Source organism: Pseudomonas sp. UBA3153 (assembly GCF_002364635.1).
In the GTDB taxonomy this organism is placed as follows: domain Bacteria; phylum Pseudomonadota; class Gammaproteobacteria; order Pseudomonadales; family Pseudomonadaceae; genus Pseudomonas_O; species Pseudomonas_O kuykendallii.
Genome location: NZ_DEYR01000073.1, coordinates 18670 through 29581 on the forward strand (window position 1 = coordinate 18670; position 10912 = coordinate 29581).

9 protein-coding genes and 1 pseudogene are annotated in these 10912 nt (G+C 64.9%); 5 read left to right on the forward strand and 5 right to left on the reverse strand.

The features are described from left to right. Positions 1-46 precede the first annotated feature (46 nt). Both mscL and B2X67_RS16405 read right to left on the reverse strand, forming a co-directional pair. Positions 47-481, reverse strand: coding sequence for a large-conductance mechanosensitive channel protein MscL (mscL, locus tag B2X67_RS16400; RefSeq protein ID WP_282343902.1), 435 nt, complete (start codon positions 479-481; stop codon positions 47-49). Positions 482-597: 116 nt separating this feature from the next. Further along, positions 598-1344 carry an EAL domain-containing protein gene (locus B2X67_RS16405; protein WP_282343900.1) on the reverse strand — a complete coding sequence of 249 codons (747 nt, stop codon included), beginning with the start codon at positions 1342-1344 and terminating at the stop codon, positions 598-600. 155 nt (positions 1345-1499) lie between these two features. Between B2X67_RS16405 and B2X67_RS16410 the strand changes: the two genes are divergently transcribed. Continuing rightward, positions 1500-1778, forward strand: a complete 279-nt coding sequence (locus B2X67_RS16410) for a YdcH family protein (RefSeq protein ID WP_090226175.1) — start codon at positions 1500-1502, stop codon at positions 1776-1778. 136 nt (positions 1779-1914) lie between these two features. Next, positions 1915-3279 carry a DNA repair protein RadA gene (gene radA, locus B2X67_RS16415; RefSeq protein ID WP_273230164.1) on the forward strand — a complete coding sequence of 455 codons (1365 nt, stop codon included), beginning with the start codon at positions 1915-1917 and terminating at the stop codon, positions 3277-3279. Between the two features lie 13 nt (positions 3280-3292). Here radA and B2X67_RS16420 read toward each other — a convergent pair whose 3' ends face one another. Continuing rightward, complete coding sequence (locus tag B2X67_RS16420) at positions 3293-3661, reverse strand: PilZ domain-containing protein (RefSeq protein ID WP_282343895.1); 369 nt, start codon at positions 3659-3661, stop codon at positions 3293-3295. 324 nt (positions 3662-3985) lie between these two features. On the opposite strand from B2X67_RS16420, the gene B2X67_RS16425 reads away from it, so the two are divergent. The 3 genes from B2X67_RS16425 (at position 3986) to yjiA (ending at position 7436) form a co-directional block, all read left to right on the forward strand. Further along, complete coding sequence (locus B2X67_RS16425; protein ID WP_282343893.1) at positions 3986-6052, forward strand: carbon starvation CstA family protein; 2067 nt, start codon at positions 3986-3988, stop codon at positions 6050-6052. Positions 6053-6062: 10 nt separating this feature from the next. After that, positions 6063-6266, forward strand: a complete 204-nt coding sequence (locus B2X67_RS16430; protein ID WP_090226186.1) for a YbdD/YjiX family protein — start codon at positions 6063-6065, stop codon at positions 6264-6266. Between the two features lie 183 nt (positions 6267-6449). Further along, the gene (gene yjiA / locus B2X67_RS16435) at positions 6450-7436 is read left to right on the forward strand and encodes a GTPase (RefSeq protein ID WP_286786141.1); all 987 of its coding nucleotides are present in this window, start codon (positions 6450-6452) and stop codon (positions 7434-7436) included. Positions 7437-7487: 51 nt separating this feature from the next. On the opposite strand, the pseudogene mqo reads toward yjiA, so the two are convergent. Together mqo and glyA are read right to left on the reverse strand one after the other, a co-directional pair. Further along, a pseudogene (gene mqo / locus B2X67_RS16440) lies at positions 7488-9132 on the reverse strand (malate dehydrogenase (quinone)). A 426-nt stretch (positions 9133-9558) separates the two neighbouring features. Next, on the reverse strand, positions 9559-10812 hold the full coding sequence (gene glyA, locus B2X67_RS16445; protein WP_286786142.1) for a serine hydroxymethyltransferase: 1254 nt from the start codon (positions 10810-10812) through the stop codon (positions 9559-9561). Between the last annotated feature and the right edge of the window lie 100 nt (positions 10813-10912).

The window sequence follows — 10912 nt, forward strand, 5'->3', positions numbered from 1 at the left end:
GAAAACGGCGCCCGAGGCGCCGTTTTCATTTCATAGGAGGACTGGCTCAGAGCGGCGGTTTCGTGTCGATCGCCGGGCTGCGTTGCTCCTTGAGGATGTCGCGAATCTCGGTCAGCAGCACCTCTTCCTTGGTCGGGGCCGGCGGCGCGGCCGGTTTGACCTCTTCGTGCTTGCGCAGCTTGTTCATCATCTTGACCGCCATGAAGATCGCGAAGGCGACGATCAGGAAGTCGAACACCGTCTGGATGAATTTCCCGTACGCCAGCACCACCGCGGGCGCATCGCCTTGCGCCGGTTTGAGGATCACCGCCAGGTCGGAAAAATCCACGCCGCCGATCAGCAGGCCCAGCGGCGGCATGACCACGTCGCCGACGAACGACGAGACGATCTTGCCGAACGCGGCGCCGATGATGATGCCGACGGCCATATCGACGACGTTGCCTTTCATGGCGAATGACTTGAACTCTTGGACAAAGCTCATGGGCTGCTCCTTCTGATCGGGGAAACGGATTCTCCGCACCCGGGGCGCTGGGTCCGGGCGCGGACATGCAAGGTGTTAAGAGGGACTGCACTCCAGGCCCGGCAGTTCCGGTGGAGTTAAGGCCAGTTTACGTCGGGAAGCGCCTCGAAGGCCGGTTTGGCGAACAGATAGCCCTGGTAGAGGTAGATTCCCATCGCCTTGAGCGCGGCATATTCGCCGGCAGTTTCCACGCCTTCGGCGATCAGCCCGATACGCAGTTTGCGGCAGATCTGCGCCACGCTTTCCACCAGCACCTGGCGCACGGCGTCGCCGTCGATGCCGCGCAGCAGCTGCATGTCCAGCTTGATCAGGTCGGGCTGGAAGTCGGCGAGCAGATTAAGGTGCGCATAGCCGGCGCCGAAGTCGTCGATGGCGGTGGAGAAACCCATCTTGCGATACGCGCGCAGGATGCCGGCCAAGTGGTCGAGGTCCTGCACCTGTTCCTGCTCGGTGACCTCGAAGATGATCCGCTGCACCGGGAAGTCCAGCTGGCGGGCGGTTTCCAGGGTCGCGCGGATGCAGGTCTCGGCCTTGTACACCGCGTTGGGCATGAAGTTGATCGACAGCTTCCCTGGCAACGGCAGCCGGGCGGCCTGGCGCAGCGCGGTGATCCGGCACAACTGGTCGAAACCGTAGCGGTTGGAGGCGTCGACCTGCTGCAGCACGCTACCCGCCCCCTCGCCGGCGGGGCCGCGCACCAGGGCTTCGTGGGCGAAAATGCTACGGTCTCGGATGTCGATTATCGGCTGGAAGGCCATGCTCACCGGCCGCTCGAAAGTCTCTCCTTCGCGACAGGCGGTGCAGCGTGAGAGGTCGTTGTTCATCGGGGCTCCAGGGGCGGCGAGCAGTCATTCCGGTAGACGCGGAGGGCTGCGACAAATTCACTTGCAGAGGGCTTGAATGGGTTTGATCGGGGTCAAGGGCGGACGGGTAGCGGTGGTTTACGTTGCGCCAAATTTTCAACCATGGAAGCGCAATCATGCACATCGAATACTATTCTCAGCCCAGTGAGTTCGATCGGCAACGTTCCGATTCCCTGAAACTGCGCAAGGCCAATCCGCGTTTCGCACGCCTGGCCGACCAGTTCGACGACGTCGACAAGCGCATCCTGCGCGTCGAGAGCGGCGTCGAGAAACTCGATGACACCCAGCTTTCTGCATTGAAGATGCAACGTGTCGGCCTGCAGAAGGACCTCAGCAGCCAGCTGCGCAAAGCTGCCGGCGAGTGCTGCAACTGCGGCAAGGCCTGCAGCGCCTGATTGCAGCGCAAGCCTCCGGCCCGGACCGAGCGATCGATCCGGGCTTTTTTATGGCCAGAGATTCCCTGTCGGCCCGCGCGCAGTCGAGGCATGCGCAGCGGGTATGATGGCGCATTCTTTTTTGCGGGAGTTCTCCATGGCCAAGGCCAAGCGCATGTACGGCTGCACCGAGTGCGGCGCCACTTTCCCCAAATGGGCCGGCCAGTGCGCGGAATGCAACGCTTGGAACACGCTGGTGGAAACCATGATCGAGGGCGCACCGTCCTCGACCTCCGGGCGGGCCGGCTGGGCCGGTGAACAGGCCCAGCTCAAGACCCTGGCCGAAGTCAGCATCGAGGAAATGCCGCGCTTCTCCACCGCCTCCGCGGAACTCGACCGGGTGCTCGGCGGTGGGCTGGTGGACGGCTCGGTGGTGCTGATCGGCGGCGATCCGGGTATCGGCAAGTCGACCATCCTGCTGCAGACGCTGTGCAACATCGCCGCGCGGTTGCCTGCGCTGTACGTCACCGGCGAGGAATCGCAGCAGCAGGTGGCGATGCGCGCGCGGCGCCTGGAGCTGCCGCAGGACAAGCTCAAGGTGATGACCGAAACCTGCATCGAGTCGATCATCGATACCGCGCGGCGCGAGCGGCCCAAGGTGATGGTGATCGATTCGATCCAGACCATCTACACCGAGCAGCTGCAATCGGCGCCCGGCGGCGTCGCCCAGGTCCGCGAGAGCGCGGCGTTGCTGGTGCGTTTCGCCAAGCAGAGCGGGACGGCGATCTTCCTGGTCGGCCACGTCACCAAGGAGGGGGCGCTGGCCGGGCCGCGCGTGCTGGAGCACATGGTGGATACCGTGCTGTATTTCGAGGGCGAGTCCGACGGCCGCCTGCGCCTGCTGCGCGCGGTGAAGAACCGCTTCGGCGCGGTCAACGAACTGGGCGTGTTCGGCATGACCGACAAGGGACTGAAGGAAGTCTCCAACCCCTCGGCGATTTTTCTTACCCGCGCGCAGGAGGCGGTGCCCGGCAGCGTGGTGATGGCGACTTGGGAAGGCTCGCGGCCAATGCTGGTGGAGGTGCAGGCGCTGGTCGACACCAGCCACCTGGCCAACCCTCGGCGAGTCACCCTCGGCCTCGACCAGAACCGACTGGCGATGCTGCTCGCCGTGCTGCACCGGCACGGCGGCATCCCGACCTATGATCAGGACGTGTTCATCAACGTCGTGGGCGGGGTGAAGGTGCTGGAGACGGCGGTCGACCTGGCGCTGATGGCCGCGGTCATCTCCAGCCTGCGCAACCGGCCGCTGGAGCATGACCTGCTGGTGTTCGGCGAGGTCGGCCTGTCCGGCGAGATCCGCCCAGTGCCGAGCGGTCAGGAGCGCCTGAAGGAAGCCGCCAAGCACGGCTTCAAGCGCGCCATCGTGCCGCGCGGCAATGCGCCGAAAGAGGCGCCGCCGGGCTTGCAGGTGATCGCGGTGACGCGCCTGGAGCAGGCGCTGGATGCGTTGTTCGAATAGACGGGCGGCGGCCTTACACCCCGCCCAGAGCCGCCAGTTCGCGCTCGAGCAAGGCTTCGTCGCCGAGGTTCAGTTCGACCAGCCGGCGCAGGTGGCTGATGGAGTCGAGGTCGATGTGCTGGCAGATGAATCCCAGATAACCGCCCTGTTCTCGGGCCAGGCGCATTTCCATGTGCACCTGGATATCGCCACCCAGGTCGATCAGCGCGCGGAACGGCTGTTCCGGATCGCCTGACCAATGAGCCGGCTGCTTTATCAGCAGCCCATGCAGGGACACGTCCTGTAATGCGCCCACCCAGCGCTGATCGCCCTGGGCAATCTCGGTCACGGCGTCGAATGCGATGCGCTGGAAACGCCGACGTTCGTTGTTATCGCTAGTCATCTCGGACTCCTCGGTTTTCCACACTATAGCGACCCTGCGGGCAACCTGCGCGGCCGGTCGATCGCGGGTGTGAACGGTGCCGCGTGCCTTCCATCCGAATGGACCTCGCGGTGGCTCAAGGGCGGGGCTCGCGGATCATCGGAAAGGCTTGTGCTCCGCGCCCAGGCCGGCAACACTTCGGCCCGTCGTTTCGCTTACTGGCAACAGGCGCGAGCGACAGCCAGGATCATGCTGCCGCGCGTAGCGATTTGGTCGAATAGGGATTTGTTCGGGCCGGGTCTAGACTGTTGCGGCAGTCGTCAGTTCTCTCGTTGGGAGTCCCTCATGAACAATAACAATAGCCTCCTGCGCCATCTGCCCTGGGCAGTGCTGGCCGTGGTGGGCGCGTGTGCCCTTGGTGTCGTGGCCCTGCGCCGCGGTGAAGCCATCAATGCCTTGTGGATAGTCGTGGCGGCGGTCGCCCTCTATCTGGTCGCCTACCGCTACTACAGCCTGTTCATCGCCAATCGTGTGATGCAGCTGGACCCGACCCGCGCGACGCCGGCGGTGCTCAACAACGACGGTCTGGACTACGTTCCGACCAACAAGCACATCCTCTTCGGTCACCATTTCGCCGCCATCGCCGGCGCCGGCCCGCTGGTCGGCCCGGTGCTCGCGGCGCAGATGGGCTACCTGCCCGGCACGCTCTGGCTGATCGCCGGCGTGGTCCTCGCCGGCGCGGTGCAGGACTTCATGGTGCTGTTCATTTCCACCCGTCGTAACGGCCGCTCGCTGGGCGAGATGGTGCGCGAGGAAATGGGCCAGGTGCCCGGCACCATCGCGCTGTTCGGCTGCTTCCTGATCATGATCATCATCCTCGCCGTGCTCTCGCTCATCGTGGTGAAAGCGCTGGCCGAAAGCCCGTGGGGCATGTTCACCGTGATGGCGACCATCCCGATCGCGATGCTCATGGGCCTCTATATGCGCTACATCCGTCCGGGCCGCATCGGTGAGATCTCGGTGGTCGGCGTGATCCTGCTGCTTGGCTCGATCTGGCTTGGCGGGCAGATTGCCGCCAGCCCCGAATGGGCGCCGCACTTCACCTTCACCGGCGTGCAGATCACCTGGATGCTGATCGGCTATGGTTTCGTCGCCGCGGTGCTGCCGGTCTGGCTGATCCTCGCACCGCGCGACTACCTGTCCACCTTCCTCAAGATCGGCACCATCTTCGCGCTGGCCATCGGCATCCTGGTGGTCATGCCCGAGCTGAAAATGCCCGCGCTGACCCAGTTCACCGACGGCACCGGCCCGGTGTGGAAGGGCACCCTGTTCCCGTTCCTCTTCATCACCATCGCCTGCGGCGCGGTGTCCGGCTTCCATGCGCTGATCTCTTCGGGCACCACGCCGAAGCTGCTGGCCAACGAATCCCACGCCCGCTACATCGGTTACGGCGGCATGCTGATGGAGTCCTTCGTCGCCATCATGGCGATGGTCGCCGCCTCGGTGATCGAACCGGGCGTGTACTTCGCCATGAACAGCCCCGCGGCCGTGGTCGGCGGTGACGTTCAGGCGGTTGCCGCGACGGTCAGCAGCTGGGGCTTCGCCATCACCCCGGAAGCCTTGCAGGCGGTCGCCCACGACATCGGCGAGAACACCATCCTGGCCCGCGCCGGCGGTGCGCCGACCCTGGCCGTGGGGATCGCGCAGATTCTCCACAGCGTGCTGCCGGGCGAGAACACCATGGCGTTCTGGTACCACTTCGCGATCCTCTTCGAGGCGCTGTTCATCCTCACCGCGGTGGATGCCGGCACCCGTGCCGGGCGCTTCATGCTGCAGGACCTGCTGGGCAACTTCGTGCCGGCGCTGAAACGCACCGAGTCCTGGGCCGCCAACGTCATCGCCACCGCAGGTTGCGTGGCGATGTGGGGCTGGCTGCTGTATCAGGGCGTGATCGATCCGCTGGGCGGCATCAACACCCTGTGGCCGCTGTTCGGCATCTCCAACCAGATGCTCGCCGGTATCGCGCTGATGCTCGGCACCGTGGTCCTGATCAAGATGAAGCGCCAGCGGTACGCCTGGGTACCTATGCTCCCGGCCTTGTGGCTGCTGATCTGCACCACCACCGCCGGTCTAATCAAGCTGCTCGACCCGAACCCGGCCATCGGTTTCCTGGCCCTGGCGAAGAAGTACCAGACCGCGCTGGACGCCGGCCAGGTCATCGCGCCAGCCAAGGACATCACGCAGATGCAGCACGTGATCTTCAACGCCTACACCAACGCGACCCTGACCGTGCTGTTCCTGTTCGTCGTGCTCAGCGTGCTGTTCTACGCGATCAAGGTGGGCCGCGCCGCCTGGGTCAAGCCCGAGCGCAGCGACCGCGAGGCTCCGTTCCAGCCGATCCCGGACGCTTGAGGAGACGCCCATGTTCAATGACCTGAGTCGTATGGGGAAATACCTCGGACAGGCCGCCCGGATGCTGGTCGGCATGCCCGACTACGACACCTACGTCGCGCACATGGGCAGCAAGCACCCCGATCTGCCGGTGATGAGCTACGAGGCGTTCTTCCGGGAACGCCAGGAGGCACGCTACGGCGGCGGCAAGGGGCGACCCATCCGCTGCTGCTGAGCCCGCCGCGCCAGGCCGCGTGCCTGGCGCGCCCGGCGATTCAGATGTATCCGCGCGCCACGCCTCGTCGTGGCGCGTTCTTTTTCAGGGTGGATCGGGGCGCGTAGCCGGCGCCTCGTTCCTCCTCCGGCAAATCGCTCGGTGGATCGAGAAGGCGTGATCCACCCTCCGCAGGACGATCCGATGTCATCCATACCTACCTCCTTTCCCATCCCGGTGACCGTACTCAGCGGTTTTCTCGGTGCCGGCAAGACCACCCTGTTGCGCCACATGCTGGACGCCGAGCACGGCCTCAAGCTGGCGGTGATCGAGAACGAGTACAGCGACACGCCGATCGACAGCCAGTTGCTCGGCAGCGAGCCGGTGCAGGTGATGACGCTGGCCAACGGCTGCGTCTGCTGTTCGATCCATGTCGAGCTGGAGAAGGCGCTCTATCTACTGCTGGACAAGCTCGACAGCGGCGAACTGGCGTTCGACCGGTTGGTGATCGAATGCACCGGCCTGGCCGACCCGGCACCGGTGGCGCAGACCTTCTTCGCCGGCGACGAGCTGTGCGAGCGCTACGTGCTCGACGGAATCGTCACCCTGGTGGACGCCGCCAACGCCGCGCGCCACCTGCAGGAAACCATCGCCCAGGCCCAGGTCGGGTTCGCCGACCGCATCCTGCTGAGCAAGACCGACCTGGTGGATGCCGCCGCGGTCGAGGCGCTGGAGCAGCGGCTGCAGCGGATCAACCGCCGCGCGCCGATCCGCGTGGTCGAGCATGGCCGCATCGATCTCGCCGAGTTGCTGGACATCCGCGGCTTCAACCTCAACGCCGACATCGGCCCGTCGTTGAGCCTGCGCCCACTGGCGCCCGCCGACGCGACGCCGGATCGCATCGCCACGCTGGTGCTCAGGAGCGACCGGGCGCTGGACATCGACCGGCTCAGCGCTTTCATGGAGCGCCTGCTGGAGACCCACGGCAACTCGCTGCTGCGCTACAAGGGCGTGCTGGACATTGCCGACGAAGACCGCCGGATGGTGTTCCAGGGCGTGCTGCGTCTGTACGGCTTCGACTTCGACAGCGAGTGGGGCGCCGACGAAAAGCGCGAGAGCGTGATCGTGTTTATCGGCGACAACCTGCCGGAAGACGCGATTCGCCAGGGGTTCGCCGAACTCGGCGCATAAAAAAACAGGCTCCCGAGGGAGCCTGTCTGTTTCAGCCGAACGAGCTGGCGATCAGAGTGCCATGTCGCTCGCCGCGTCTTCCTTGCGCGGCGCCTCGTCTCCGCTCGGAGTCGGCGCAACGCTGGCCTTGTTGACCGGCGGCGGCGTGGTCAGCTGCAGGACACCCGCGGTGTAGTTCCATTCCTCGGCCACGCGATCCGGGCTGTCGTTGAGCCGGGTGCCGTAGCTCGGCACGATCTGCCGGATCTTGGCTTGCCACGCGGGCGTGGCGACCTTGTCCTTGAACACCTTCTCCAGCACGCCCAGCATGATCGGCGCGGCGGTCGACGCGCCCGGCGAGGCGCCCAGCAAGCCGGCGATGCTGCGGTCTTCGGAGGCGACGATCTCGGTGCCGAGCTTCAGCACGCCGCCTTTCTCGGCATCGCGCTTGATGATCTGCACGCGCTGGCCGGCTTGCCACAGACGCCAGTCTTCCTTCTTCGCGTTGGGGAAGTACTCGCGCAGGGCGGCCATGCGGTCGTCGTCCGACAGCATCAGCTGACCGGCGAGGTACTCGACCAGCGGGTACTCGGCGATGCCGACCTTGGTCATCGGCCAGACGTTGTGGGTGTTGGTGCTGGTCAGCAGGTCAAGGTAGGAACCCTGCTTGAGGAACTTGGTGGAGAAGGTGGCGAAGGGCCCGAACAGGATCACGCGCTTGCCGTCGAGTACGCGGGTGTCCAGGTGCGGAACCGACATCGGCGGTGCGCCGACCGACGCCTTGCCATAGGCCTTGGCCAGGTGCTGCTGGGCGATGGAGGGGTTCTCGGTGACCAGGAACGAGCCGCCGACCGGGAAGGCGCCGTATTCGCGCGCTTCCGGAATGCCGGACTTCTGCAGCAGGTGCAGCGCGCCACCACCGGCGCCGATGAAGACGAACTTGGCGTCGGTCTGCGTCTCGCTGTTGTCCTTCAGGTTCTTGTAGGTCACGCGCCAGGAGCCGTCCTGGTTGCGCGTGATGTCCTCGACTTCGCTGGACAGCTTAAGCGAGAAGTTCTCCTTGCTCTGGAGGTTGGCGACGAACTGGCGGGTGATTTCGCCGAAGTTCATGTCGGTGCCGATCGGCGTCCAGGTCGCGGCGATCTTCTGCGTCGGGTCGCGGCCTTCCATCATCAGCGGAACCCACTGCCTGATCTGCGCCGGGTCCTCGGAGTACTGCATGCCGCTGAACAGCGGGCTGGCTTGCAGCGCCTCGTAGCGCTTCTTCAGGAAGGCGATGTTGTCATCGCCCCAGACGAAGCTCATGTGCGGGGTGGAGTTGATGAAAGAGCGCGGATTCTTCAGCACGCCCTGGCGAACCTGCCAGGACCAGAACTGGCGCGAGACCTGGAACGACTCGTTGATCTCGATCGCCTTGGAGATGTCGATCTTGCCGTTCTTGTCTTCGGGGGGTGTAGTTCAGCTCGGCGAGGGCCGAGTGGCCGGTGCCGGCGTTGTTCCAGCCGTTCGAGCTTTCCTCGGCGACGCCGTCCAGACGCTCGACCATTTCCATGGTCCAGCCCGGTTCCAGTTCGTTGAGCCAGATGCCCAGGGTGGAGCTCATGATGCCGCCGCCGATGAGCAGGACATCGACCTTCTTCGCCTCTTCGGCGAATGCGGACGGGGTGCCCATGGCGATCGCAAGGCCAAGCAGGGCAGGATTGAGTTTCTTGAACATCTTCAGATTCCCATAGTGAACGAGCATCCACGCCAGCCTGACGGGCATCAGCCTCGCTCGCTCACGATGGTCTGCGCGGACATGGCCGCATCGACTGGACATGGACATATGGAGGTGGGCATTCGCCTTGCCTCCAACTTCCTGTCTCTCCGCGCTGACTTGTTGTTCGTCGTTGGAATCTGCTGCTTGAGTGACATTCTGTTTGCTGGATCGGGCTGCACGCCTGTCGATCAGCGGGTTCTGTTTGGCCACCGGGGGTGAGGGGCGCGACAAAACAGCGCAGCATCATATCACGCCCCGCAATTGCCGTGCTCCGGGCAACGCCACGTGCCGCGTGGCCTGGGCGTCGCCTCCAGCGCGCTTACCTGAACGGCGGGCAAGAAAAAGCCCGGCATCGGCCGGGCTCTTCTATCGCGAGTGAAGAGACTATTTGCCGTAGACCGGCAGGCGCGCGCAGATCGCCTTGACCTTCTCGCGCACGCTGGCTTCGATGCCTTCATCACCGAGGTTGCCCAGCAGGTCGCAGATCCAGCCGGCCAGCTCTCGGCAGTCGGCTTCGACGAAACCCCGGGTGGTCACGGCCGGGGTGCCGATGCGCAGGCCGGAGGTGACGAAGGGCGAGCGCGGATCGTTGGGTACCGAGTTCTTGTTCACGGTGATGTGGGCGCGGCCGAGGGCGGCGTCCGCGTCCTTGCCGGTGATGTCCTGCTTGATCAGCGAGAGCAGGAACAGGTGGTTCTGGGTGCCGCCGGAAACCACGTCGAAGCCGCGCTCGATGAACACTTCGGCCATCGCCTGGGCGTTTTTCACCACCTGCTGCTGGTAAGCCTTGAACTCAGGCTGCAGAGCTTCCTTGAAGCACACCGCCTTGGCCGCGATCACGTGCTCCAGCGGGCCGCCCTGGGCGCCGGGGAATACGGCAGAGTTGAGCTTCTTCTCGATCTCGGCATTGGCCTTGGCGAGGATCAGGCCGCCGCGCGGGCCGCGCAGGGTCTTGTGGGTGGTGGTGGTGACCACGTCGGCGAACGGCACCGGGTTCGGGTAGACGCCGGCGGCGACCAGACCGGCCACGTGGGCCATGTCGACGAACAGGTAGGCACCGACCTTGTCGGCGATTTCGCGGAAGCGCGGGAAGTCCAGCACCTGCGAGTAGGCGGAGAAGCCGGCGACGATCATCTTCGGCTTGTGCTCGAGGGCCAGGCGCTCGACTTCGTCGTAGTCGATCAGGCCGTTGCCGTCGATGCCGTACTGCACAGCGTTGTACAGCTTGCCGGAAGAGGACACGGAGGCGCCGTGGGTGAGGTGACCGCCGTGGGCCAGGCTCATGCCGAGGATGGTGTCACCTGCCGAGAGCAGCGCCAGGTAAACGGCCGAGTTGGCCTGCGAGCCGGCGTGCGGCTGGACGTTGGCGTAGTCGGCGCCGAACAGTTCCTTGGCGCGGTCGATGGCGATCTGCTCGACCACGTCGACGTGTTCGCAACCACCGTAGTAACGCTTGCCCGGATAGCCTTCGGCGTATTTGTTGGTCAGCACCGAACCCTGCGCTTCCATCACCGCCGGGCTGGTGTAGTTCTCCGAGGCGATCAGCTCGATGTGGTCTTCCTGGCGCTGGGCTTCCTGCTCCATGGCGGCGAAAAGCTCGGCATCGAAGCGGGCAAGGGTCAAATCTCGGCTGAACATGGCAATCCCCTGGATCGTCTGGGAGGTGGTGGAGAGGCGCGAATTCTACCTGAAGCAGCGCGGGCTGACACATGAGGCGGCGTCATGCGCTGGACGAGCG

What these genes read in the sequence shown, in the direction of transcription:
- mscL (WP_282343902.1), bottom strand. Translation starts at nt 481, where the DNA reads ATGAGCTTTGTCCAAGAGTTCAAGTCATTCGCCATGAAAGGCAACGTC.
- B2X67_RS16405 (WP_282343900.1), bottom strand. Translation starts at nt 1,344, where the DNA reads ATGAACAACGACCTCTCACGCTGCACCGCCTGTCGCGAAGGAGAGACT.
- B2X67_RS16410 (WP_090226175.1), top strand. Translation starts at nt 1,500, where the DNA reads ATGCACATCGAATACTATTCTCAGCCCAGTGAGTTCGATCGGCAACGT.
- radA (WP_273230164.1), top strand. Translation starts at nt 1,915, where the DNA reads ATGGCCAAGGCCAAGCGCATGTACGGCTGCACCGAGTGCGGCGCCACT.
- B2X67_RS16420 (WP_282343895.1), bottom strand. Translation starts at nt 3,661, where the DNA reads ATGACTAGCGATAACAACGAACGTCGGCGTTTCCAGCGCATCGCATTC.
- B2X67_RS16425 (WP_282343893.1), top strand. Translation starts at nt 3,986, where the DNA reads ATGAACAATAACAATAGCCTCCTGCGCCATCTGCCCTGGGCAGTGCTG.
- B2X67_RS16430 (WP_090226186.1), top strand. Translation starts at nt 6,063, where the DNA reads ATGTTCAATGACCTGAGTCGTATGGGGAAATACCTCGGACAGGCCGCC.
- yjiA (WP_286786141.1), top strand. Translation starts at nt 6,450, where the DNA reads ATGTCATCCATACCTACCTCCTTTCCCATCCCGGTGACCGTACTCAGC.
- glyA (WP_286786142.1), bottom strand. Translation starts at nt 10,812, where the DNA reads ATGTTCAGCCGAGATTTGACCCTTGCCCGCTTCGATGCCGAGCTTTTC.